The sequence below is a fragment of the Romboutsia sp. D33t1_170424_H2 genome, assembly GCF_015669105.1.
GTDB classification, from domain to species: Bacteria; Bacillota; Clostridia; order Peptostreptococcales; family Peptostreptococcaceae; genus Romboutsia_C; species Romboutsia_C hominis.
This window is the reverse complement of the sequence record NZ_JADOZQ010000014.1, coordinates 32,770-57,370: the sequence shown is the minus strand read 5'-3', so window position 1 is coordinate 57,370 and position 24,601 is coordinate 32,770. Positions and strand designations below refer to the sequence as shown.

Genomic DNA, 24,601 nt, shown 5'->3' with positions numbered 1-24,601 from the left:
TATATAAAGATCTTATTGATAAGAATATTTTTTATTAGTACAATCTAATTGTAAAAGTAAAAAAACTAAAAATATAGTTATGTCATTTTTATAAATAACAGTATATATAAATCTTAAAGTATATAAAATTGATAAATAGTTTTTGACTAAAATAAATACCTCTACAAATTATATCTATAATTTTTAGTTTTAAAAATATATTATTTATTGGAGGTAAGTAATGAGAAAGCTAACAAAGGCTATGGCAATTGCAATTTCATCTACGTTTATACTAGGTGCAAGTACTATGAATTATACTGGAAATGCAGGTGGAAATGATGTAGATAGAATACTCTGGGAACATGGTGGTGACTTAGAGGCACAATTTGGACAAGATAAAAATATAGGTACTGCAGGTTTACTTGCGGGTAAAGATGGCGAATATATAATAGCTGGTGGAGGAGCAAATTTCCCAGATAAACCAGTTTTAGATGGAGGGGCTAAAAAGCTTTATCCAGATGTGTATGTACTAAAGGAAGAAGATGGAAGACTGAAGCAAGTTAGCCATGAAAAACTAAATTATGAAATTGGATATGGGAGCTCAATTACTGATAAAGAAGGGGTTTACTATATAGGTGGAAGTAGTAATGAAAAAGAAGCTGATAATGTAACTTTATTTACAGTTAATAAAAAAGGAAAACTTAAAGAAAAGCACATAGGAGATTTACCATTTACACTTAGCGATGGAATAGCAGTTAAAAAAGATAGATATATATATGTTGGTTTAGGAAAGCAAAATGGAACACCTAGTAATAAGATGTATAGATTTGACATAAAAAAAGGTGAGACTAAAGAGTTAGCACCTATGCCAGGAGAAGCAACTAGAAACCAAGCTGTAGCTCAAATATTAGGTGATGATATATATGTATTTAGTGGTGGAGATAAAGTAGCATATACAGATGGATATAAATATAACATAAAAAATAATAAATGGGAAAAGATTTCTGATATTAAAATAAATGATAATAAAATATCTTTATTAGGAGCAAGCTCAGTGAAACTTAATGAAGAAGAAATGTTAGTTATAGGTGGATTTAATAAAGAAATATATGATGATGCAGTTTATAATTTAGATAACTTAAAAGGAGAAGAATTACAAGCCTTTAGACAAAAATATTTTGGTGCAGATCCTCAGGAATTTAATTGGAATGAAAATATATTAATATATAATGCAGAAGAAGATAGCTGGAAAACTGTAGGAGAAATTCCATTTAATGCACCTTGTGGAGCAGGTCTAATACTTAATGGAAATAAGATATATTCAATAAATGGAGAAGTAAAACCAGGTGTTAGAACAGAAAGAACTTTTGTAGGAACAATAATTAATGAGTAGCTATCAAGGTATAAATTTAAGTAAAGACTTTTAAGATAGGGGGAAGATTTATGATATTTGGCAATATAGAGCATATAAAAAATTATCCTAATTTAAGTAAAGACCTACTTAGGTGTTTTGAATATGCTAATGAAAATGATTTAAAAAGCTATGAAAAAGGGACATACACTATAGATGGAAAAGATATATTTGTAAATATAGTAGAATATGAAACTTATGAGAAAGAAGAAAGATTTTGGGAAGCTCATAAAAAGTACATAGATATTCATTTAATGATAGATGGATGCGAAAGAATTGACTTAAATTTCATAGAACAATTAACTCAAAAAGATTATGAAGAAGAATCGGACTTTTTACCTCTAGAAGGTGAAAATAATGGATATGTAGAATTAAGAAAAGGAAATTTCTTGATTTGCTATCCAGAAGATGCTCACATGACAGCTATAAAAGTAAATGAAAAAGAATATGTAAAGAAAGCTATATTTAAAATTATAATAAGATAAATATAAGAGAGGGTATATGCCCTCTCTTATTAAAGTATAAAAATTAAATTTTTATTATTGGTAAATTTAATTATTTAAACTTGTTAAATACATTTTTTTATATGATATAATTTATACAGTAGTATTAATAAAGGAGTGATTTTTATGACACTAATGGCAGAAATGACATGGTATGAGTTTAATGAAAGAAAAGACAAAGATGTAGTAATATTACCTATAGGGTCTGTTGAACAACATGGACCACACTTACCATTATCTACAGATACTATAATATCTGAGGGATTCTCTAAATTATTAGGAGAAAAAACAAATTCTATAGTAATGCCTTCTATAAATTATGGATATAAATCTCAACCGGCATCAGGTGGAGGTCCATTATTTCCAGGTACTATAGATTTAAATGGAACTACTTTAATAGAGTTAGTAAAAGATATTTTAGAAGAGTTAATAAGAGATGGTGTAAGAAAAATAGCTATAGTAAACTCTCATTTTGAAAATCAAGCATTTTTACTAGAAGCCATAGATTTAGTAAGCAAATTTATGCCAAATGATACTAAAATAATAATGATGAGCTGGTGGGACTTAATAAGCCAAGATACTATTGATAAAGTATTTGATGAAATAGAGTTTCCAGGGTGGGCATTAGAACATGCAGCTATAACAGAGACTTCATTAATACTTAAATTTGCTCCACAACTAGTTCATATGGATAGATTAATAGATGAAAAAATAGAAGAAGTACCAACTTATCATGTATATCCAATACCAAAGGATTTAGTTCCAAAATCAGGATTATTAGCCATAGGAAGAACTAGTTCTAAAGAAAAAGGAGAACTAATAGTAAATGAAGCTTTAGACAAAATGGTTAGTATAGTAAACAAAGAATTTATAAAATAAACAAGAATATTTTGCTATAAAAATACATTAAAAACCTATGGCTATAAATAACTAGCAATAGGTTTTTAATGTATTTACTATTATTTTAATTTATTAATATTAAAGTTTTGGAGGAAATTAAAATGAAAATTGCAATAATTGGTTATAGTGGAAGTGGAAAATCTACACTTGCTAGGAAGCTTGCAAAATATTATAAGGCACCTGTTTTATTTCTCGACACAGTTAATTTTTTGCCAAATTGGATTGAACGTGATAGAGATGAGGGGCGTTTAATAGTATGTGACTTTATGAAAAATGATTCTTGGATAATAGATGGAAATTATAGTGATTTTTTTCAAAAAGAAAGATTAGAACAAGCTGATAAAATAATTTTTTTGAAATTTCCACGTAGAATTTGTATTTATAGAGCATTAAAGAGGTATTTTAGATACAAAAACACAACTCGTGAAGATATGGCTAAAGGATGTATAGAGAAAATCGATTTAGAATTTATTTGGTGGATTCTTTATGAAGGTCGCACTAAAAAAATACGCAATCATTATAAACAAATAGAAAAAAATTTTAAGAATAAAATAGTAGTTTTGAAAAAAGCAAAAGAAGTTAATTTGTTTCTACAGAAAATAACAAATTCATAGTATATAGTAAATAAAAAAATTAATTACTATGTACTATGAAATATATAGTTAATATTTTTATTGTCTTGATATGTAATGTAAAATTTATCCTAAGGCAACAAATATAGTACCAATAGCTATAAATAAAACGCCTATTATACCTTTTACACTTATTTGTTCTTTAAATATTAAAATAGAAAAAATTACAGTTAAAACTACAGATAACTTATCAATAGGAGCTACTTGCCAAGTTTTTCCCGTCTTTAGTGCTATATTTAAAAATAACCAAGACAAAGCACCAGATACGCCAGCAAATATTAAGAATAGTAAGTCTTTTTTATGACTTAAAAGAGAAGATAGATTAGAAAAATCCCCTTTTATAAAAGATACTAATACTAAAAATACTCCCATTATAACTGCTCTAACACTAGTAGCTAGTGAAGGAGACAAGTTAGTTACTCCTACCTTAGAAAAAACTGTTACAAAACTTGCACTGATAGCCGCTAAAAGTGCATAAAATAACCAATTACTCATAAAACCTCCTTGCGAGCTAATATTAAATGTTAATTAAAAATAAATGAAAATAAATATCAATCAACTAAAATAATACTTTATAAACCTTATATAGTCAATAAATATTTAAATGTAATAAAAAATAAAAAAATACTATATCTTGTTTGAAAACATACTAATTTAAACTTGTTTGTTGTATAATTTAATAATAAACAATCAACAAAAGGAGAGTCAAAATTTATGAGGGATTTTAAACTGAAAAATCAATTTATACTAGCAACTTATATAATTATATTATCCTTTTTATTATTAAATATAAAAACTGTAGGAAATGTTTTAAACACTACATTATCTATATTAAAACCTTTTATAATAGGATTAGCTATAGCATTTTTACTAAATGTACCTATGAAATCTTTTGAAAATAGATTAATAGGAAAAATTGTTAAAAAATATAATATAAAGAATTCAAAAATTATTATAAGGATAATATCATTAATATTAACACTTATAACAATAGGGCTATTATTAAGTGCATTTATAAACTTAGTAATACCACAATTAGTAAAAAGTACTTCAAGTTTAATAAGTAGTATTCCGCAGGATATAGACTCATTACAGTCTTATATAACAACTTATATGTCTCATATAAATATATCAGATAATTTACATCACAGTTTATTATCAGGAGTTGATAAGATGTCAGACTTTATGATAAAAACTTTAAATTATTTTATATCTAATATAGTTGGAATTACTTTTTCAATAACATCTATAATAACTAACTTATTATTAGGTTTTGTTATAGCCATATATATGTTACTTAGCAAAGATAAGCTTATAGTTCAATTTAAAAAGGTGATATATGGTCTTTTAAGTGAAAATATTGCAGATAAAATAATGAGCATTATTAAATTAGGCGATGTTAAATTTTCAAAATTTATAGTAGGACAATGTACAGATGGTATAGTTATGGGAAGTTTATGTTTTATAGGTATGACCATATTTAATATGCCTTATGCTATATTAATAAGTACATTAATAGGAATTACAGATTTAATACCGATATTTGGTACATTTTTAGGAGCAGCTCTTTCTGCTTTGATATTATTTATGATAAAACCTGTAACAGCACTTTACTTTATAATAATGATAGTTATAATTCAGCAAGTAGAAGGGAATTTTATATATCCATTTATAGTAGGAAATTCCATAGGATTATCATCATTTTGGATATTAGTTCCTATAATAATAGGTTCATCAATGTTTGGAGTATTAGGGATCCTAATAGGAGTACCTCTTTTTAGTATGATATATACTTTATGTGGTGGGTATATAAATAACAGGATAAAATCAAAAAATATAAATATACAAAAATAATTTGATACTTGTATTTATTTTATATAAACAATTAAAATAATATAAAAAGGGACTAAAGTTGGCTTTAGTCCCTTTTTATATTATTAATTAGTCTAATATACTATATAAAACACTATTTACAATAGATAACAATATAGATGCACCTATTGCACTTAAAGTACTATTTATATAAACTCCATTAACAAATGAGAATGCTAGCTTTAAAACTAATCCATTTATAATTAGTGAAAATAACCCTAAAGTTAAAACTGTTATAGGGAATGAAAAGAACTTAAGTATAGGCTTTATAGTTAAATTAAGTAATCCAAATATTAATGTAAGTATTATTAATGACTTAAAAGAACTTATATATACGCTATTTAAAAGTAAAGATACTATATATAAGGATATAGCATTAACGACTATAAATAATGATGCTTTTCTCATAGTAAATCTCCTTTCAAAATATTACAAATTTATACAAATATTAAATCATATATACAATAATATTTCAAGTTAGTATAATATTTAAGATAATTAGATCATATACTTTAAATATGGTTTTGTTTTTAATTTTGTCTATATATTAAATTTATATACACTACACTTATTAAAGTAAAAATATAATTAAATTAATTTACCAAAAAAGGATGATATTATGTATAATTCAAGATATGAAGAATTAAACAATATTATGAAAATTATTACACCTATAGAAAATGAAATAAATAATATTACAAAGTATATATATACCAAAGATAAAACAAAATCAATATATATTATAGATTATATACAAAAAGAGATAAATAAATTAAAAAACAATGTAAAAGAGCTAGAAAATCCATTTGTACTTTGTATAGTGGGTTGTGGGAACTACGGAAAATCAACTCTTATAAACTCATTAATAAAAAGGGAGGTAGTAGCTACAAAAGATATACCAAGTACTTGGAAGGTTGATGTTTTTTTAAAGAGTAATTTAGAAAAAATAGAGATAATATATGACAACGAAGAAAAAATTTTAAAAAGTATACAAGGTGGATATAGATTACTGAAAGATGAAGAAGATAAGTACAAAAAATCTAAAGAAAAAATATATAGATTAGTTCAAGAGCTTAAAAAAGAAAATACAAAAACAAAAAAAGAACTTAAAGAATACAAAAGAGAATTAGAAGAGAAATATTTATATAAACCTCAAATATGTAAGGTTAAATATTACTTAAAAGAAGGAAATTTAATAAATGATTTTACTATAGTAGATACACCGGGACTTAACCAAAGTCTATTAAATACTGATAAAAAAGTAGAGAGATATTATGAGATAGCAGATGGAATTATATGGGTAATAGATGCTCAAAATATAGTATCTAGTGAAAATACAAAGCTTATAAATGAAATTAATGATATAGATAAAAATTACACTAACAAAAATATAATAGCTGTTGTAAATAAGATTGATATAATAAAAGAAAAAGATCTAGATAAAGTTAAAGATAAATGTGAAGAATTATTTAAAGATAAGTTTAAAGACATTGTATACATATCAGCTAAGGATGCTATAAAAGGAATATTAAATGAAGATTATTATTATATACAGAAAAGCAATATAGAAAAATTATATAAAAGTATAGATGTTAATTTTAAAAAACTTTGTGAAAATAAGCAAATAGAATCCAAATACAAAAATTTATATATAACTAAAAGTAATATACTACAATCTATATACTCACATAAGAGAGAATTATACAAAGACTTATCTATATATAATGAAATAGATTATGAATTAAAATACACCTTAGATAATATAAAAAAGGATGCTCTAAGTTATATAAAAGATATAGATATAGAAACAAAGGACCATATAATAAGTTTGCAAAATAAATGCAATAATGATTTTAGTAATATATATGATATAATTTATAAAAAATCAAATTTCAATAAAGACTCCATTTATCAAAAAATAGATACTAATATAAATTTAGATAAAATCCAGGTACCAATTCAAAAACAATTAAAAGATAAAGCAAAAGAAGATAAACTAGAAAATTTATTTAATAAATTTTTAGTTAAAGCATTTAATGAAGACGTAAATTATAAACCAAATTACCTATCTATAAATAAAGAACTCATAACAAAAGACATAGAAAAAATATTAAAAGATAATATAAATACTATAATTTCAAACATAGAATATATAAAAAATCATAGTTTTGAAAAAGTATATATAGACTATAAGTATATAAATATTTATATAGACTTCCTAAACAATATAGAAAGAATTTTAAATACTTTGGGGTGATATTTTGGAAAATAATAAAGGTATATGTATAGTTAAAGAAGAAATATTAAATTCACCAATAAGAAAAAAGTTAATTGAAGATTTAAATTTACCATATAAAAATACAATAAAAGAACCATTACAAGAAGTGGTTGAACTTATTAAATCTATAGAAAGTAATAAGGAAGAACCATTAAAAATTGTTGTGTTAGGAGAAGTTAAATCAGGAAAATCAAGCTTAGTAAATTCATTAATAGGAGGGGATATAAGTGAAGTAGATGTACTTGAAGCTACTTCTAGTATAATAGAAATAGTATATAGTAACATGCCATATACTAAAACATATAAAGACATAACAAAGGTGGGTCTTAATATAGATTATTTAAAAAAGATAAATATAGTAGACACACCAGGGTTAAAGAGCATAACTGTAAACAATGAAGAAAAAACTTTAAACTATATAAAAAATGCTGATTTGATATTATTTGTAATAGATGCAACTCACCTAGGACAAGAAGATGTAATAGAAGCGCTTGATTTGATAAGTGAGTATAAAAATAAAATTATAGGTATAGTAAATAAGTGTGATTTATTAAGTTCTGATAAAGAAGAAATTATAGATTATATAAAAGATGAATATGGAATATATATAGATGAATTTTTTATGATATCTTCATATCTTGAATACCAAGAGAAGGTATTACCTAAGGTAAAAACAAAAAGTACTGATTTAGTATTATCAAACTATAATGATTTAAAATACGAATTTAATAGATTAAATGATTATATAAATTATCTAATAAAAAATTCTCAAGAAGAAAAAAATAGTAGTATAAAATCATCTTTAGATAGAATAATACACAAAGATATAGTTTGTCATAATGATTATCTAAAGACTTTATATGTTTTAGATGATGAACTATTAAGATACAATAAATTACTTCAAAACAAAAGAGACTATATAAGTTCAAAGATGGATTTTGAGATAAAGGATTGGGTAGATAGAATATTTTTTAGTGATGAAATACAAAAAATTAAATTAAATATAGATTTAGCTAAGTTATACATAAATGAAGGATATATAAATGAATTAGTAAACAAGAAAAAAATAGAATTGGATAATTTATTTTTTAATGAGTGGAGTCAGTGTTTAAAAGAAATAAGCAATGAAATGGATGATGATATAAAAAGATATATAAATGATATAACATATAAAAATGAATGCATAGATACCCAAAGCTTTAAATTAGAAAAAAACCAAGCAACAGTAAATGAATTATTAGCAGTAGTAGGAACAGGTGCAGTGCTTGGGGCAACTTCGGGTACAGTTGTTTCAATGTATAGTGCAATACTTGGAGCATCGGCAACTTCAACTACTATATCAGCAGCACTAATGACTTATTGTCCACCGCTATTAATAGCAGGGACTATAAGTGGAGCAGTAGGGAAAGTTATATATGATAAAGTACGAGATGATAAAAAGAGCAAGGAATTGCTAAATGATATAGATACTTTTATAGAAAATCTAAAGTATAAAATAAGTGAGAATCTAAAAGATATATATGAAAATTATAGTATAGAGATAAACTATACAACACTAGAAATACTAAAAAATATAAAAGGTATACAAACTAACAAACACGAAATAGAAGATACAATTAAAGAAATAAATATATATATAGATAAATTAAAAACATATATACATTAATGAAAATTCAGTACAATAAACACAAAAAATGTCATTTTATCATACATTGAAGTATAACTTTTAATTAAGGGAGCAAATAGTATGATTACTATAAGTTTATGTATGATAGTAAAAAATGAAGAAAATATTTTAAAAAGATGTTTAGATAGTATTTATGATATAGTAGATGAAATAATAATAGTAGATACAGGGTCAGTAGATAAAACAAAGGAAGTTTGCAGAAATTATACTAACAATATATATGATTTTAAGTGGATTGATGATTTTTCAAAGGCTAGAAATTTTTCCTTTGATAAAGCAACCAAAGATTATATACTTTGGTTAGATGCAGACGAGTATTTAGATGAGAAAAATAGAAAAAGACTTATAAACTTGAAAGAAAATTTAAATGAAAGTATAAGTGTTATATCTACAGAGACTCATATGTGTATAGATGAAAATAATAATCCTAAAATAGTAGCTAGAAGAAATAGAATAATCAAAAGAAATGAAGGTTTTAAGTGGGTAGGATATGTTCATGAATATATATCTATAGAGGGTATAAATGAAAGTAATGTATATGATAGTGATATTTGTATAATACATGATAAGGTAAAAAATATAGATGATAGAAATCTTAAAATATACGAAAAAAAACTAAAAGATGGCAAAATATTAAGCAATAGAGATTTGTATTATTATGGAAGAGAATTATATTGTAATTTAAAATATGAAAAATCTATAGAAATATTAAAAGAATTTATAAAGGTAAGTAAATTTAAGGAAGAAACGGTAGATGCATTATGCAAAATAGGAGAATGTTATATAAAACAAAAAGAATACAAACTAGCAAGGATATATTTATATAAAGCCTTTGAAGAAGATATACCAAGAGCTGATATAATGTATAATATAGCTTATTCATTTGAAGAGGAGGAAAAATATTTACAAGCTATAAGTTGGTATAAAATAATACTTAATACTGATATATCTTGTGATACTAACCAATGCATTAATATGAGTTACTTAAGATTTAAACCTCATTTAAATCTTTGTTGCTGTTATTATGAATTGAAAGATTTACCAAGGGCTTATTATCACCATCAAAAATGTATGGAATTAAATCCAAATGATGAATGTGTAAAATGTAATGAAAAGTACTTTAATTCTATAATAAAAGAAAGATAAGGTGGGGAGACCCACCTTAAATTATATATCATAAAAAAATCATATGTAAAATATACTGTATTAAACAATAGATAAGGAGGATATGATGAGATTAGATAAAATTTTAGAGAATGTAGATACTTTAAATATATATGGAGACACAAATATTGATATAGATAATATATATTATGATTCAAGAGAAGTAACAAAAAACAGCATGTTCATATGTATAAAAGGATATAATACTAATGGACATTTATATATAGAAAATGCTATAAAATCTGGAGCTAAGGCATTTTTAATAGAAGAAGATATAAATATAGATAATATGGAGAAGTATACAATTATAAAAGTAAGTAATACTAAAGAGGCCATGGCAAAAATTGCATCTAATTTTTATAATGAGCCAAGTACAAAATTAGATGTAATAGGAATAACAGGAACAAATGGGAAAACTAGTGTATCAACTCTTTTAAAGGAGATATTAAATAAAGTTAATAAATGTGGTCTTATAGGAACTATCGAAATAGACAACTCAAAGGAAAAAATAATACCTAAAAATACAACTCCAGAAAGTTTAGACCTTCAAAAAAGTTTCAATGATATGTTAAAAAATAACTGTAAATATTGCGCCATGGAAGTATCTTCTCATGCACTTAGCTTAGGTAGAGTGAAAGATACTAGTTTTTTTATGGGATTATTTACAAATTTAACTGAAGAACATTTAGATTTTCATAAAAATATAGAGGATTATAGAAACTCTAAAGAAAAGCTATTTTATATGACAACAAAAGCAAATATAATAAATATAGATGATGAACATGGTAAGATTATATTAAATAATATTAAAAACTTAGATATACCTGTATACACTTATGCTATAAATGAACATGCTGATTTTATGGCAAGTGATATTATATTAGAAAAAGATCATATAGAATATAAAGTAAAAACTCCAACTTATGAAGATTATATCTATGTAAATATACCAGGAAAGTTTAGTGTATATAATACATTAGGAATAATAAGTATTTGCTACATATTAGATATAGATATAAACATAGTTAAAGAAGTATTTAGAAATACTAAAGGTATTAAGGGTAGATTTGAAAGCATAAAAAATAATAAAAAACTAAATGTTATAGTAGACTATGCACATACTCCAGACGCTTTAGAAAATATATTAAAAGCTTCAAAAGAATTTACAAAAGGCAAGGTAATAACAGTGTTTGGATGCGGAGGAGATAGAGATAGACTAAAAAGACCTATAATGGGAAAAATAGCACAAGAATACTCTGATGTAGCTATAATAACATCAGATAATCCAAGATGTGAAGATCCCCATAAAATAATTAATGATATATTAAAAGGTATTAATATAAAAAAGGATAATTATATAATTATAGAAGATAGAAAAGAAGCAATATATAAGGCAATAGATATGGCAAATGATAAAGACTTAGTTATAATAGCGGGAAAAGGACATGAAGATTATCAAATAATAGGTAAGAAAAAGCATCCTTTTGATGATACAAAAGTAGCACTTGAAGCTATAAATTTAAAGTAGGCAACAAATAAACTCATATATATTAATAAAAGGAGCTGTGAATATTCACAGTTTCTTTTATATTATAATAAAGCATGCTTTATTATTTTTTTTAGAAGTATTATAATAGACGGATAAACTAAATAAAAATTAAAAGGTAGGTAATTTGATGAATGAAACTAAAAAGTTAACAGAGTCAGCAATACTATCCGCACTATTTGTTATAAGTACCTTACTATTTGTAGGAATTGGTTTTGGATATGCACTTTACATAGATTTTATAGTTCCTGTATTTTTTTCAATAGTAGTACTTAGATGTGATTTTAAGTATTCAGTACTTTCTGGGATAACATCACTTTTAATAGTATGGTTGATACTTGGGAATATAGGTATAGCTATATGGTGTAGCCAAAGTGTAATACTTGGAATACTTTGTGGCTACTTTATAAGTAAGGATACATCTATTATGGATGATATGGTATATACTTCTTTTATAGGCGTTATACTTATGGTATTTGTAGATATATATGCATCTAAACTAATAGGATACAGCTTTATGAAAGAGTTTCAAGGATATATAAATATGCTAAAATCGGGAGAATATGTACAAGTTATTTATTATATACTTATAGCTGCATTTCCTTTTGGAACTGTATTCTCTATATATATTTTATCCTTATTTATGTGCAAGAAATTAAATATGCTAAAAGGAAATATAAATAAAAAATTTGAAATTATAGCTAACTTTAGAAGACTTTCAAGATTTGTATGTTGTTCTAAAAATGTATTTTATGTATTATCAGTATATATTTTTATAGTAGAAACTTTTAAAGCGTTTAATATAAACATAGATAATGCATATCTAAAAACTATAATAATAAGTATAGAGTATCTATCATTTTACTTTGTGATAAAAGATGGATATACAGCAATACAAAATTATTTATTAGCTAAAAACAAGAGAGTAGCTCATATAAGAATATTATCTATTTTAATGTTAATAGCATTAGTATTAATATTTAAGATAACTACATTTATTATAATCATAATTAATATAATATTAGATATAAAGATAAATATAAGAAATCAACAAATAGGAATATTAAATAATATATTAAGTAGAGGGTGAAAATGTGGTTAAGGATGTAAGTTTTATCAAAAAATGTCCCTTTTCACATAGAGGACTTCATAACAATATATATCCAGAAAACTCTATGGGGGCTTTTATAAATTCTATAAAACATAACTATGGTATAGAATTAGATGTACAACTTACAAAAGATAAAAAGGCAGTAGTATTTCATGATGAGTTTTTAGAAAGAATGACAGGATATAAAGGTACTATAAATAATATGACTTATAATGAAATAAGCAAACTAAGGCTATTAAACACTGATGAAAAGATACCTCTTTTAGTGGACGTATTAGATATTGTAAATAACAGGGTACCAGTCTTAATAGAATTAAAGGCTCTTGGAGATGCTATAGATATGAGTAGTGAGGTTTATAAGATAGTAAAAAATTATGAAGGTAAGTTTGCTATACAGTCTTTTAATCCAAGGGTACTTCTATGGTACAAAGAAAATGCAAATAATATAATAAGAGGGCAAATATCATTTGATTACAAAGATACAATAATAAAATGGTACAAAAAACTATTTTTAAGGGGCATGATACTAAATTTCAAAACAAAGCCAGATTTTGTATCTTATGATATAAAAAGTATTCAAAGTAAAAGGGTTCAGTTAATTAGGAATAAGATGCCAGTTATAACTTGGACTATACTTAATTGTAATCAATATAAAAAAGCATCCAAATATGCAGATAATATAATATTTGAAGGTATAGATCCAAATAAATGTTAAAAAGTATTGACAAAATATAATTTTAAGAATATATTATAGACATAAATGAAAAAATATTAATATAAAGCTATGATAAGAATTAGTAGGATTAATGTATTCTAACAGAGAGTTTCCGGTAGGTGAGAGGAGCAAGAAAAGTTAATTTGAATACATCTTGGAGCAGTTTTCCTGAAAGATAACAACCATTAGGGAAAAACGGAGTAGCATACGTTATAATGCTAGGGTATAATTTTGTACCTAATAAGGTTAATACTGTGAAGTATTAATAAATTAAGGTGGTAACACGTAAGCACAAGCTTTCGTCCTTTTATAAGGATGAAGGCTTTTTTTAATACAAAAAGTTTTATATCCTTAAAAAATGATTTGCTAAAAAATAAGACTTAAGCAAATTTATAAATATAAAATAACAGGAGGGTAAATATGTTTAATTTAGATGAACAAGTAAAAATTATATTAAAAGGTGTAGAAGATTTAATAGATGAAAAGGACTTAAGAGAAAAATTAACTAATGCTCACAAAGAGGGAAGACAGTTAGTTGTTAAGTTAGGTCTTGACCCATCAGCACCAGATATACACTTAGGGCATACTGTTGTTCTTAGAAAAATGAAGCAATTACAAGACTTAGGACACAAGGTAGTAATAATAATAGGAGACTTTACAGGAAAGATAGGAGATCCAACTGGAAAATCTCAAGCTAGAAAGGCATTAACTACAGAGCAAGTTTTAGAAAATGCAAAAACTTACCAAGAACAAATATTTAAAGTTTTAGATAAAGAAAAGACAGAAGTAAGATTTAACAGTGAATGGCTAGGAAAGTTAAACTTTGAAGATGTTGTTAAATTAGCTGCAACTATAACTGTTGCTAGAATGTTAGAAAGAGAAGACTTTAAAAAGAGATATGAAAGCCATACTCCAATATCAGTACACGAATTCTTCTACCCATTAATGCAAGGATATGATTCAGTTGCTATAAAAGCTGATATAGAATTAGGTGGAACTGACCAAAGATTTAACTTACTTATGGGTAGAGCACTACAAAAAGAATTTGGTCAAGATTCTCAAGTAGTTATAATGATGCCTATAATAGAAGGACTAGATGGCGTTAATAAAATGAGTAAGAGTTTAGGAAACTACATAGGAGTAGATGAAGAAGCTGGTGTAATGTATCAAAAAGCTATGGAAATACCAGATTCATTAATAGTTAAATACTACAACTTAGTAACTGATGTTCACCCTGATGTAGTAGCTGAAATAGAAAAAGATTTAAAAGAAGATAGAAAAAATCCAAGAGATATAAAAATGGAACTTGCTAAAGAAATAGTAAGATTATACCACGGAGAAGAAAAAGCAAACTTCGCTGAAGAAAGATTTAAATCAGTATTCCAAAAAGGACAAATACCTGTTGATATATTAACAGTAGAAGCAGATGCTAATGATTTTGATTTAGCTCAAATAATAGTTGATAACAAGTTAACTCCAAGTAAAAGTGAATTAAGAAGATTAGTTAAGCAAGGTGGAGTTAAAGTAAATAGTGAAAAAATAGCTGATTTACAAGAAGTAGTAGCTGAGGGTGAATTAGTAGTTCAAATAGGTAAGAAGAAGTTTATAAAAGTAGTTGTAAAATAATATAATTAAAAGAGATATAAGAAACTAACTTATATCTCTTTTTGGATTAATATCCTAATATACCTCACATTATACTAAATGATAAAATATATTATACTAAAGATTAATAGATGATATAACAAGTACTAATTAGAATAAAGCAGTTGTAAAAAATAATGATAAATGTTATATTTTATCTATTAAAGACGAAAAAGAGATGAGGAGCTATATGTATTTACCAAGTAAAATAACTAAAATATTATCTAATATGAATAGGTCTTATATCATATACTATAGTAAAGGAAAAATAACATCTGTAGTAGTTGACAATAAAAATATAACTATAAGTGCTAGTACAAAAGGATATTTAATAGATATAAAAGGTTCTAAAGTTATATTAAATGATCTAAAATCAATCAAACCTTTACTTATGAAGTTTAGCACAAGTCAAGTTGATAAAAGCAAAAGTTTTAAGATATCAGAGAATTTAGTTGAGTTATTTGCTGAAAATGAAAAGACATTTGCTGTTGAGTATTTAAATGGAAATGTAATATCTATTATAATGGATAAACCAAGTGTAAAGATAGAAAAAACTGCAACTGGATATTTTTTAGAGATAAATTATAAAGAAATAGCAGTAGATAGCTTAACAGATGTTAAAAGGTTTTTATCTAAAATGAATATAATAAATGAAAATCAAAAAGAATCTAACAAAAATCAAGAAGAAGATCTATATAAACAATTAAAGCTAGATATATAAAATAAATTTTTGATATATACAAAAATCATATTTCATATATCTTTAATATGAATATAATATTTTTGGAAGTGGATATGACTAGAAATACACATGTATTCATGAGGAGAAGGGAAATTTTATAAAAATGTTTTCCTGGGAAATTTTTAATACTTAAATTTTATATAGTTTATAAACTATGTAAGAAAGGATATAATTATGGATGATTATAAAAAATCAATATCTAGAGAAAATATTATAATGCTTTTAATGGCAGGTGGAATTATAGTTTTTAATTTTATAGGGTTTATAATATCATACTTTGTATGGAAAGATTATAGTAAAGACTCAGACTTTATAGCTAGAAATGGTAGAAGACTTTTGAATTTTCACATATCATTTTTTATATATGAAATAATATCTGGATTATTAGTATTTTTGCTAGTTGGAATGGTATTATTACCACTAGTATCAATAGCCTATTTAGTACTTAACATAATAGCTATGATAAGATATGGATCATATAGAGATTATGATTTCCCATTTACACTTAACATTATAAAATAAAATAAAAAGAACTACATTTAATATATTATGTAGTTCTTTTTTTATGTACTAATTAAATTATATATAAAAATAAAATTATTTGAAAATTATGAATAAAAGAAATGTTAATGTATTTACAAAATATGTCTAGTATATTAATGTTAATAGTGAGTTATATCAAAAAAAAGGGGGAAAAAGATGAAAAAAACATATATTTCACAAATAGGATTACTAATAGTTGCTATGATTTGGGGAAGTGGATTTGTAGGAACACAATTGGCGCTAGATGGGGGACTTACGCCACTGCAAATAATAACACTTAGATTTTTTATAGGAGCGCTTTTGATAAATTTAATCTTTTTTAAACAGATAAAAGAAAATGTGAGCAAAGATGCAATAAAGTATGGTTGTATATTAGGATTTTTTCTATTTACAGCCTTTGTTGTCCAAACTATAGGGTTAGTTTATACAACACCATCAAAAAATGCATTTATAACTGCTACTAATGTAATTATAGTTCCGTTTATAGGATTTTTAATGTATAAACAAAAACTTGATAAAATGGGTATAATAAGTAGTATATTAACAGTTATAGGAATAGGTATACTATCGCTTGAATCAGATTTTTCTATTAATTTTGGAGACTTTTTAACTTTAGTATGTGCTTTTGGATTTGCATTTCATATATTCTTTACAAGTAAATATGCTGTAAGGTATAATCCAATAGTACTTACAGCTATACAATTTAGTGTGGCATTTATACTTTCATTATTTACACAAATACTTATGGGAGAGGGAAGTATAAATGCTGGTATAGATGGATATCTAGGTGTATTATATCTAGGAGTATTTAGTACTACTGTTTGTTTTTTGGTGCAAACTATATGTCAAAAAAGTGTTGAAGGAAATAAGGCTGCTATAATACTTTCAACAGAAGCAGTATTTGGAACAATTTTCTCTGTAATTATATTAAAAGAACTAGTAACATTAAGAATGATTTTAGGAAGTTTTATAATATTTGTAGCCATCATAATGGCTGAAACTAAACTATCTTTTTTAAAGAAAAAAGACATATACATAGAAGAAGCATGTATAGAATCTAACGAAGATACAAGTAAATCTTAATATACATTATATAAAATTAATAATTTAATATAAAAATGGGAAAATAAGGTTGTAATTATGACTGTATAGATGGTAAACTTATATTTGTAAAAAATTTAAATTTATTGTTTAGGGGATGCTACACCGGGTATATATAAAATATGATCGATAAGATATTAAATATCTTGTTTATAAATAATAAGAATTTATTATTTAGTTAATGTATTTTAGGGTATATAGTATAGTAGTTAAATAATGAATTTAAATTAAATTAATATATAAATTGGAGGAGTATAATCATGAAAAAATTTGTTTGTACAGTATGTGGATACATACATGAAGGAGAAACTGCACCAGAAAAATGTCCAGTATGTGGAGTTGGAGCTGATAAGTTCGAAGAAATGAAGGGTGAAATGGTTTGGGCTGACGAACACAGAATAGGTGTTGCTAAAGGTGTAGACGAAGAAATATTAGAAGGTTTAAGAGCTAACTTTACTGGAGAATGTACAGAAGTTGGAATGTACTTAGCAATGAGTCGTCAAGCTGATAGAGAAGGATACCCAGAAGTTGCAGAAGCTTACAAGAGAATAGCATTTGAAGAAGCAGAACATGCTGCAAAATTTGCTGAATTATTAGGGGAAGTTGTTGTAGCTGATACTAAAGCTAACTTAACTGCAAGAGTAGAAGCTGAATATGGAGCAACTGAAGGAAAATTAAAAATAGCTAAGAGAGCTAAAGAATTAGGATTAGATGCTATACATGATACAGTTCATGAAATGTGTAAAGATGAAGCTAGACATGGTAAAGCATTCTTAGGATTATTAGAAAGACATTTTGGAAAGCAAAACTAATTATAGTTTAAATAAAGGGGTCATCTCATATGAGATGGCCTTTTTTAATTTTTATAATAATATGTGATATACTAATTAAGTAGATAAATAAAACTATAATAAGAGTGAATATGGTGAAGAGATGATAAAAAGCAGTTATATAGATAATATAAATATATTTAAAAATTTAAAAGATGAAACAAAAGAAGAACTTAAGAAATATAGCAACACAATAAAATTAGAAAAAAATGAAGTTTTATTTGAGGAAAAAGAAAAAATAAATAATATATACTTTGTTATAGATGGAAAAGTATCTATATTTAAAATAAATGAAAATGGCGATAGAAAAGTAATATTTATATTAAATGAAGGCGAAATGATTAATGAAATAACTACAGATAAAAAAAGAGAATCATCAGTATTTTGTGAAGTCTTTGAGAACGCCACTATACTAAAATATAATATAAATGATTTTATAAAGGTTATGGAGAAAGATTTTTACTTAACTAAAAATATAATAAATTACATGGAAAGAAGAAATAGAAGATTATATAGACAACTAAAAAATTCAATTTCTATAAAAATGGATAAAAAGTTAGCAGCTAAATTATATAGAATAAGCAAAGAATTTGGAACAAATAAAGGAGAATGGACATTAATAGATGTAAATATAAGCATAACTTATTTATCAGATATGCTAGGATGTAAAAGAGAAACTTTATCAAGGGCAATGAAAACACTTCAAAATGAAGGATTAGTTAAATTAGAAAATAAAAAAATATTTGTTAAAGAAAAAGGATTATCAGAGTACTTTAAGAAATAGTAAAACATTAAAGTTTTGCTATTTCTTTTTATTTTTATAAAAACGTGATATTAATCACGGAAAATAATTATAATAAATGTTAAAATTTTATCAATAGAAAAGGGAAAAGGTGATTGTTGTGAAGATAAAATTAAGCAAAGAAAATTTTAATGAAAAATTGAAAACACTTAGTAATGAATATAAAATATTAGCACCAGTATCATTAGAATATATGGGAACTTTCTCAGATACAGACGTTGTAAGATATAAAGAAGTAAGTTCTTTAGATGAAATGGAACTAAATAGAAAATCAAACTTTTCTGCCAAGGAAATAGTATTTCCTATAACACAAATATTATTTTATTTTACAGAAAATGAATTTAAGGAAAGCGATATTGATGATAAAAAATTATTAATCTTTTTAAGAGCATGTGATATAAATGCAATGAAAAGACTAGATGAGATATATTTAAAAAATGGAATTGATGAAGATTATTATTACAAAAAATTAAGAGAGAAAGTAAAATTTGTTCTTGTTGGATGTAGAGAAAGTTTTAGAAATTGTTTCTGTATAAGTATGGATTCAAATAAAACGGATAATTATTCTATGGGAATTAAAATAGACGATAATGAAGTTTTCCTAGAAATAAAAGATAAGGATTTAAAAATATTTAATGGAGAAAAATGTGAATTTGAAATAGATTTTGTAAAGGAAAACTTATTTAATATAGAAGTGCCACAAATAGATAAAATAAACTCTAAAGAAATATCTAAACATGAAATGTGGCAAGAGTATAACTCAAGATGTATAGCTTGTGGAAGATGCAACTTTGTATGTCCAACATGTTCTTGTTTTACTATGCAAGATGTTTTTTACAAAGAAAATGAAAAAGTAGGTGAAAGAAGAAGAATATGGGCAGGATGTCAAGTTGACGGCTTTACAAGTATGGCTGGAGGGCATGAATTTAGAAAAACTAAGGGTGAAAGAATGAGATTTAAAACAATGCATAAAATATATGATTTCAATAAGAGATTTGGCTACAACATGTGTGTAGGGTGTGGAAGATGTGATGATGCTTGCCCTCAATATATATCATTTTCAAAATGTATAGAAAAAGTAAATGAAATAAGTAAGGAGAGAGAGTAATATGAATTCGTATATTCCAGTAGGAGCTAAGATAATAGATATAGTTAAACATACAGATATAGAGTGGACTTTTAGAGTAGAATGTAGTACTAAAGATGTACTTCCAGGAAAATTTTATGAGATATCAATATCTAAGTATGGAGAAAGTCCAATATCTGTAAGTGGGTATGGTGATAATTATATAGATTTTACAATAAGAAGTGTAGGAAAAGTAACTAATGAAATATTTAATTATAAAATAGGAGATAAATTCTTCATAAGAGGACCATATGGAAATGGTTTTGACATAAGTATATATGAAAATAGAGAAATAATAGTAGTTGCAGGAGGAAGTGGAATTGCACCAGTTAGAGGAATTGTAGAATATTTTTATAATAATCCTCAAAAATTCAAAAGCTTTAAATTAATAGCTGGATTTAGATCACCACAAGATATATTATTTAAAGATGATTTAAAAAGATGGGATGAAAAATTAGATGTAATAGTTACTGTGGATAAAGGTGAAAACGATTATAAAGGTAATGTTGGTTTAGTTACAAAATATATACCAGATTTAGAAATAAAAGATGTAAATAATACATCAGCAATAGTAGTAGGTCCTCCTATGATGATGCATTTTACAGTAGGCGAATTTTTAAAAAGAGATTTGGCAGAAAATAATATATGGGTTTCTTATGAAAGAAAAATGTGTTGTGGAGTAGGTAAGTGTGGTCATTGTAAAATGGATGATACTTATATTTGCATAGATGGGCCTGTATTTGATTATTCTTATGCTAAAAATCTTATAGATTAGGAGGGAATGTTATGATAAGAGATTTAAATACTAAAAAGACAATGAAAAATGCTTATAGAATAACTAAAAATAGATACGAAACAGCATTAAGAGTTAGAATTCCTGGAGGATGTGTTGACTCTGAAAGTTTAATGATAGTATCAAAGATAGCAAATGAGTATGGAAATGGTCAAATACATATGACTACTAGACAAGGGTTTGAAATACTTGGTATAAAAATGGAAGATATGGAAAAGGTCAATAAGCTTGTCCAATCAATTATAGAAAAAATGGAAATAAATCAAGAAGAAAAGGATAAAGGATATTCTGCTGCAGGAACTAGAAATATAGCATCATGTATAGGTAATAAAGTTTGTCCGAAAGCGCAATACAATACAACTGAGTTTGCAAAGAAAATAGAAAAAGCAGTATTTCCAAATGATTTACATGTAAAAATAGCTTTGACAGGATGTCCAAATGACTGTATAAAAGCAAGAACTCATGATTTTGGAATAATAGGAATGACTTTACCGCACTACGAAAGAGATAGATGCGTATCTTGTGGGGCTTGTGTTAAAAAGTGTAAGCAGTTATCAACAGGTGCATTACATGCAGAAAACTATAGGGTAATAAGAGACCACAGTAAATGTATAGGATGTGGAGAATGTGTACTTAATTGTCCTACAAATGCATGGAGTAGAGATCCTAAGAAATATTATAGATTAGCTATAATGGGAAGAAGCGGTAAGAAGAATCCAAGGTTAGCAGAAGATTTTTCAATATGGGCAGATGAAGAAAATATAATTAAGATAATACTAAATACTTATAAGTATGTAGAAAAATATATAGATAAAAGTTTACCAAAAGAACATATTGGATATATTGTTGATAGAACTGGATTTATGGAGTTTAAAAAATGGGCACTAGAAGGTGTTGAATTTGATGATATTACGATTGTTAAGGATAATGTATATTGGAGCGGAATTAAATATTAAATAGACTAATAAAGAGGCTAAAATAAATTAATTACAATATTGTTAATATAGTATAAAATATATCCAGTATTTGTTAGAATATAATAAACTAACAATATAATTGGAGGGGAAGGCATATGATTTCAAGAGCTGAATTAAAAAATAGTGCTAAAATGCAATTAAAGGGTCATTGGGGATTAGCGATATTAACATGTTTAATATATACTATAATAGTAGAAGGAACAAGTGTTGAAATAGGAACAAGTTCATCTTGGCTAAATGAAAATATAGCTATTACCTTGAATATAATAGGATTAATATTTGCAGGTCCAATACAATTAGGATTTAGTAGATTTATATTAAACTTAGCAACAGATAATGAAAAAGCTAAATTTACAGATTTATTCTCTGGATTTAATGTTTTTATAAAATCTTTTGTAATAAATTTAATAATAACTATAGCTTCAGTAATAGGAACATTTTTATTTGTAATACCAGGTATTATAGTGATGTTAATGTTCTCACAAGCATATTATATATTAGCAGAAAATCCAGAGTTATCAATAATGGATTGTTTAAAGAAAAGTGCAAATATGATGAAAGGCTTTAAGTGGGAATTGTTTATATTAGAACTAAGTTTTCTAGGTTGGGCTATATTATGTGTATTTACTTTAGGAATAGGGTTCTTATGGTATACACCATATTATTATACTACATTAGGGAATTTTTATTTAAATTTAAAATCTATTTCTAACGAAGATATCTTGTAAAAATAATACAATATTTATATATAAATAAAAAAATGTATACTTGTCAGAACTGGCAAGTATACATTTTTTTATTAAAAATATTATTATATTAATCTAATATATATTAATAAAAACTATCACCATTTATCCTAAAAATAAATACTATATAATTAGAAAGGGGGATTAGTAAAATGAATTTAAAAAGAATTGACGAAAATAAAGATTTACAAAGTTTAAGAGATAAATGTAAAAGATTTTTAAATTACCACGTTGTATTAATGATGGAAGATGGACAAGTATTTGATGGAATTATTGAGAGTGTAGATGAAGATGGTGTTACTGTATTAGTTGGGGAAGATGTAATTGTAGATGAAGATAATAATCAACTAAGACGTGGCAGACAATTTGGAAGACCTAGAAGATTTAGACGTTTTAGACGTAGAAGATTCCCACTTAATCTTTTACTTGCCCTATCATTATTACAATTTCCTTTTTAAAAATTAATCTTTAACTTAAAATAGGAGCTATCTCCAAGTAGAAATTTGCTCCTATTACTTATTCTTAAAATAAATTTACAATATATATAAATATAATTTTTTAACCTTTTTGGTCACTACTAACTTGAGGAGCAGATGCAAATACTCTAGAAGCAAGTCTACTAAATGGTAAGCTTTGAATCCAAACATATCCAGGACCTGTAAGAGTTGCAAAAAATAACCCTTCACCGCCAAACAAGCTATTTTTTATACCACCTATAAATTCTATATCATATTTTATATCTTTTGTCATAGCTACTAAGCATCCAGTATCAACTTTTAATTTTTCACCAGGCATTAATTCTTTTTTTATAATAGTACCGCCAGCATGAATAAAGCAAAGACCATCTCCTTCTAATTTTTGAAGGATAAATCCCTCACCTCCAAAAAATCCAACACCAAGTTTTTTTCTAAAATCTATTCCAATACTTACTCCCTTAGCAGCGCATAAAAATGAATCTTTTTGACATATTAGCTTACCGTTCATTTCAGATAAGTCAATTGGTATTATTTTACCAGGATATGGTGATGCAAAAGATACTTTTTTTCTATTGTTAGAAGTATTAGTAAATGACGTCATAAAAAGACTTTCACCAGTTAAAACTCTTTTAGCAGCACCAAATAGCTTAGAACCACCTTTTTTACTGCCATCTCCAAATATAGTTTCCATAGAAATGTGTTCATCCATCATCATCATAGAACCAGCTTCAGCTACTACACTTTCACCTTTATCTAACTCAATTTCAACAAATTGCATGTCATGTCCATGTAGTTTATAATCTATTTCATGAGAATTCATAAAATATCCCTCCTTATGTATTTAATTATAATCTAATTATATATAAAGTATTATAAAAATTTAAAAGATATAGTTATTTTATAGAAAACTTTTTATACATTATATAAAAATAATAGCTAAAAATAGGCATAAATATGAGAATTTCAAGAAAGATTTTTTCATTGTGATATAATTATGTAAAGATATAGGATAACAATTTTATC

At 25.4% G+C, this 24,601-nt stretch carries 25 protein-coding genes and 1 other annotated feature; of the genes, 22 read left to right on the top strand and 3 right to left on the bottom strand.

Going from position 1 to position 24,601, the window contains the following annotated elements:
* The first annotated feature begins 220 nt into the window (after positions 1-220).
* From I4U66_RS12635 to I4U66_RS12620, 4 genes are all read left to right on the top strand, one after another.
* Positions 221-1,372: a cyclically-permuted mutarotase family protein gene (locus tag I4U66_RS12635; RefSeq protein ID WP_195929077.1), complete on the top strand. Its 1,152-nt coding sequence runs from the start codon at positions 221-223 to the stop codon at positions 1,370-1,372.
* A gap of 50 nt (positions 1,373-1,422) precedes the next feature.
* Complete coding sequence (locus tag I4U66_RS12630; protein ID WP_092926298.1) at positions 1,423-1,875, top strand: YhcH/YjgK/YiaL family protein; 453 nt, start codon at positions 1,423-1,425, stop codon at positions 1,873-1,875.
* Positions 1,876-2,019: 144 nt separating this feature from the next.
* Positions 2,020-2,772 carry a creatininase gene (locus tag I4U66_RS12625; protein WP_202819468.1) on the top strand — a complete coding sequence of 251 codons (753 nt, stop codon included), beginning with the start codon at positions 2,020-2,022 and terminating at the stop codon, positions 2,770-2,772.
* A 122-nt stretch (positions 2,773-2,894) separates the two neighbouring features.
* The gene (locus tag I4U66_RS12620; RefSeq protein ID WP_092926296.1) at positions 2,895-3,407 is read left to right on the top strand and encodes a DNA topology modulation protein; all 513 of its coding nucleotides are present in this window, start codon (positions 2,895-2,897) and stop codon (positions 3,405-3,407) included.
* An 84-nt stretch (positions 3,408-3,491) separates the two neighbouring features.
* On the opposite strand, the gene I4U66_RS12615 is transcribed toward I4U66_RS12620, so the two are convergent.
* Positions 3,492-3,920: an EamA family transporter gene (locus I4U66_RS12615; RefSeq protein WP_092926294.1), complete on the bottom strand. Its 429-nt coding sequence runs from the start codon at positions 3,918-3,920 to the stop codon at positions 3,492-3,494.
* Between the two features lie 219 nt (positions 3,921-4,139).
* Between I4U66_RS12615 and I4U66_RS12610 the strand changes: the two genes are divergently transcribed.
* Positions 4,140-5,279 (top strand): AI-2E family transporter, encoded by a 1,140-nt coding sequence (locus tag I4U66_RS12610; protein ID WP_092926292.1) that lies wholly within the window; start codon positions 4,140-4,142, stop codon positions 5,277-5,279.
* 87 nt (positions 5,280-5,366) lie between these two features.
* Here I4U66_RS12610 and I4U66_RS12605 read toward each other — a convergent pair whose 3' ends face one another.
* Positions 5,367-5,705 (bottom strand): phage holin family protein, encoded by a 339-nt coding sequence (locus I4U66_RS12605; protein ID WP_092926290.1) that lies wholly within the window; start codon positions 5,703-5,705, stop codon positions 5,367-5,369.
* 211 nt (positions 5,706-5,916) lie between these two features.
* Here I4U66_RS12605 and I4U66_RS12600 point away from each other — a divergent pair, with 211 nt between their 5' ends.
* From I4U66_RS12600 to I4U66_RS12520, 17 genes are all read left to right on the top strand, one after another.
* The gene (locus tag I4U66_RS12600) at positions 5,917-7,554 is read left to right on the top strand and encodes a dynamin family protein (protein ID WP_092926288.1); all 1,638 of its coding nucleotides are present in this window, start codon (positions 5,917-5,919) and stop codon (positions 7,552-7,554) included.
* Between the two features lie 4 nt (positions 7,555-7,558).
* Positions 7,559-9,241 carry a dynamin family protein gene (locus I4U66_RS12595; RefSeq protein WP_195929075.1) on the top strand — a complete coding sequence of 561 codons (1,683 nt, stop codon included), beginning with the start codon at positions 7,559-7,561 and terminating at the stop codon, positions 9,239-9,241.
* Positions 9,242-9,322: 81 nt separating this feature from the next.
* Entirely contained in the window at positions 9,323-10,408 is a 1,086-nt protein-coding gene (locus tag I4U66_RS12590; protein WP_195237076.1) for a glycosyltransferase, read from the top strand.
* Between the two features lie 85 nt (positions 10,409-10,493).
* Positions 10,494-11,954 carry a UDP-N-acetylmuramoyl-L-alanyl-D-glutamate--2,6-diaminopimelate ligase gene (locus tag I4U66_RS12585; protein WP_195929073.1) on the top strand — a complete coding sequence of 487 codons (1,461 nt, stop codon included), beginning with the start codon at positions 10,494-10,496 and terminating at the stop codon, positions 11,952-11,954.
* Between the two features lie 148 nt (positions 11,955-12,102).
* On the top strand, positions 12,103-13,062 hold the full coding sequence (locus I4U66_RS12580; RefSeq protein WP_195929071.1) for a DUF2232 domain-containing protein: 960 nt from the start codon (positions 12,103-12,105) through the stop codon (positions 13,060-13,062).
* A gap of 4 nt (positions 13,063-13,066) precedes the next feature.
* Positions 13,067-13,798 (top strand): glycerophosphodiester phosphodiesterase family protein, encoded by a 732-nt coding sequence (locus I4U66_RS12575; protein WP_195929069.1) that lies wholly within the window; start codon positions 13,067-13,069, stop codon positions 13,796-13,798.
* Between the two features lie 60 nt (positions 13,799-13,858).
* Positions 13,859-14,108 (top strand) — a binding site (T-box leader).
* A 110-nt stretch (positions 14,109-14,218) separates the two neighbouring features.
* Positions 14,219-15,424: a tyrosine--tRNA ligase gene (gene tyrS / locus I4U66_RS12570; protein ID WP_092926276.1), complete on the top strand. Its 1,206-nt coding sequence runs from the start codon at positions 14,219-14,221 to the stop codon at positions 15,422-15,424.
* A gap of 208 nt (positions 15,425-15,632) precedes the next feature.
* Entirely contained in the window at positions 15,633-16,163 is a 531-nt protein-coding gene (locus tag I4U66_RS12565; RefSeq protein WP_166505253.1) for a hypothetical protein, read from the top strand.
* A gap of 195 nt (positions 16,164-16,358) precedes the next feature.
* Positions 16,359-16,706 carry a DUF4870 domain-containing protein gene (locus I4U66_RS12560; protein WP_092926272.1) on the top strand — a complete coding sequence of 116 codons (348 nt, stop codon included), beginning with the start codon at positions 16,359-16,361 and terminating at the stop codon, positions 16,704-16,706.
* 177 nt (positions 16,707-16,883) lie between these two features.
* Positions 16,884-17,810 carry a DMT family transporter gene (locus I4U66_RS12555; protein WP_092926270.1) on the top strand — a complete coding sequence of 309 codons (927 nt, stop codon included), beginning with the start codon at positions 16,884-16,886 and terminating at the stop codon, positions 17,808-17,810.
* 278 nt (positions 17,811-18,088) lie between these two features.
* Entirely contained in the window at positions 18,089-18,640 is a 552-nt protein-coding gene (locus I4U66_RS12550) for an NADH peroxidase (RefSeq protein WP_092926268.1), read from the top strand.
* A 121-nt stretch (positions 18,641-18,761) separates the two neighbouring features.
* A complete protein-coding gene (locus I4U66_RS12545) occupies positions 18,762-19,442 on the top strand; it encodes a Crp/Fnr family transcriptional regulator (RefSeq protein WP_092926266.1) in 681 nt (226 codons plus the stop codon).
* A 118-nt stretch (positions 19,443-19,560) separates the two neighbouring features.
* Positions 19,561-20,568 (top strand): anaerobic sulfite reductase subunit AsrA, encoded by a 1,008-nt coding sequence (asrA, locus tag I4U66_RS12540; RefSeq protein WP_195929067.1) that lies wholly within the window; start codon positions 19,561-19,563, stop codon positions 20,566-20,568.
* 1 nt (position 20,569) lies between these two features.
* Positions 20,570-21,361 (top strand): anaerobic sulfite reductase subunit AsrB, encoded by a 792-nt coding sequence (gene asrB / locus I4U66_RS12535; protein WP_195929065.1) that lies wholly within the window; start codon positions 20,570-20,572, stop codon positions 21,359-21,361.
* Between the two features lie 11 nt (positions 21,362-21,372).
* Positions 21,373-22,335 carry a sulfite reductase subunit C gene (gene asrC / locus I4U66_RS12530; protein WP_092926260.1) on the top strand — a complete coding sequence of 321 codons (963 nt, stop codon included), beginning with the start codon at positions 21,373-21,375 and terminating at the stop codon, positions 22,333-22,335.
* A 116-nt stretch (positions 22,336-22,451) separates the two neighbouring features.
* Positions 22,452-23,084, top strand: coding sequence for a DUF975 family protein (locus tag I4U66_RS12525; RefSeq protein ID WP_207743633.1), 633 nt, complete (start codon positions 22,452-22,454; stop codon positions 23,082-23,084).
* 170 nt (positions 23,085-23,254) lie between these two features.
* Positions 23,255-23,560 carry a hypothetical protein gene (locus I4U66_RS12520; protein ID WP_166505259.1) on the top strand — a complete coding sequence of 102 codons (306 nt, stop codon included), beginning with the start codon at positions 23,255-23,257 and terminating at the stop codon, positions 23,558-23,560.
* A gap of 100 nt (positions 23,561-23,660) precedes the next feature.
* On the opposite strand, the gene I4U66_RS12515 is transcribed toward I4U66_RS12520, so the two are convergent.
* Entirely contained in the window at positions 23,661-24,398 is a 738-nt protein-coding gene (locus tag I4U66_RS12515; protein ID WP_092926256.1) for a TIGR00266 family protein, read from the bottom strand.
* Between the last annotated feature and the right edge of the window lie 203 nt (positions 24,399-24,601).

Excerpts from the sequence above, each read along its gene's own strand:
- I4U66_RS12590 (WP_195237076.1), top strand. The coding sequence starts at position 9,323 with ATGATTACTATAAGTTTATGTATGATAGTAAAAAATGAAGAAAATATT.
- I4U66_RS12520 (WP_166505259.1), top strand. The coding sequence starts at position 23,255 with ATGAATTTAAAAAGAATTGACGAAAATAAAGATTTACAAAGTTTAAGA.
- I4U66_RS12620 (WP_092926296.1), top strand. The coding sequence starts at position 2,895 with ATGAAAATTGCAATAATTGGTTATAGTGGAAGTGGAAAATCTACACTT.
- I4U66_RS12555 (WP_092926270.1), top strand. The coding sequence starts at position 16,884 with ATGAAAAAAACATATATTTCACAAATAGGATTACTAATAGTTGCTATG.
- I4U66_RS12605 (WP_092926290.1), bottom strand. The coding sequence starts at position 5,705 with ATGAGAAAAGCATCATTATTTATAGTCGTTAATGCTATATCCTTATAT.
- asrC (WP_092926260.1), top strand. The coding sequence starts at position 21,373 with ATGATAAGAGATTTAAATACTAAAAAGACAATGAAAAATGCTTATAGA.
- I4U66_RS12525 (WP_207743633.1), top strand. The coding sequence starts at position 22,452 with ATGATTTCAAGAGCTGAATTAAAAAATAGTGCTAAAATGCAATTAAAG.
- I4U66_RS12580 (WP_195929071.1), top strand. The coding sequence starts at position 12,103 with ATGAATGAAACTAAAAAGTTAACAGAGTCAGCAATACTATCCGCACTA.
- I4U66_RS12600 (WP_092926288.1), top strand. The coding sequence starts at position 5,917 with ATGTATAATTCAAGATATGAAGAATTAAACAATATTATGAAAATTATT.
- I4U66_RS12515 (WP_092926256.1), bottom strand. The coding sequence starts at position 24,398 with ATGAATTCTCATGAAATAGATTATAAACTACATGGACATGACATGCAA.
- asrB (WP_195929065.1), top strand. The coding sequence starts at position 20,570 with ATGAATTCGTATATTCCAGTAGGAGCTAAGATAATAGATATAGTTAAA.
- I4U66_RS12545 (WP_092926266.1), top strand. The coding sequence starts at position 18,762 with ATGATAAAAAGCAGTTATATAGATAATATAAATATATTTAAAAATTTA.
- I4U66_RS12560 (WP_092926272.1), top strand. The coding sequence starts at position 16,359 with ATGGATGATTATAAAAAATCAATATCTAGAGAAAATATTATAATGCTT.
- tyrS (WP_092926276.1), top strand. The coding sequence starts at position 14,219 with ATGTTTAATTTAGATGAACAAGTAAAAATTATATTAAAAGGTGTAGAA.
- I4U66_RS12565 (WP_166505253.1), top strand. The coding sequence starts at position 15,633 with ATGTATTTACCAAGTAAAATAACTAAAATATTATCTAATATGAATAGG.
- I4U66_RS12625 (WP_202819468.1), top strand. The coding sequence starts at position 2,020 with ATGACACTAATGGCAGAAATGACATGGTATGAGTTTAATGAAAGAAAA.
- I4U66_RS12635 (WP_195929077.1), top strand. The coding sequence starts at position 221 with ATGAGAAAGCTAACAAAGGCTATGGCAATTGCAATTTCATCTACGTTT.
- I4U66_RS12550 (WP_092926268.1), top strand. The coding sequence starts at position 18,089 with ATGAAAAAATTTGTTTGTACAGTATGTGGATACATACATGAAGGAGAA.
- I4U66_RS12585 (WP_195929073.1), top strand. The coding sequence starts at position 10,494 with ATGAGATTAGATAAAATTTTAGAGAATGTAGATACTTTAAATATATAT.
- I4U66_RS12610 (WP_092926292.1), top strand. The coding sequence starts at position 4,140 with ATGAGGGATTTTAAACTGAAAAATCAATTTATACTAGCAACTTATATA.
- I4U66_RS12615 (WP_092926294.1), bottom strand. The coding sequence starts at position 3,920 with ATGAGTAATTGGTTATTTTATGCACTTTTAGCGGCTATCAGTGCAAGT.
- I4U66_RS12630 (WP_092926298.1), top strand. The coding sequence starts at position 1,423 with ATGATATTTGGCAATATAGAGCATATAAAAAATTATCCTAATTTAAGT.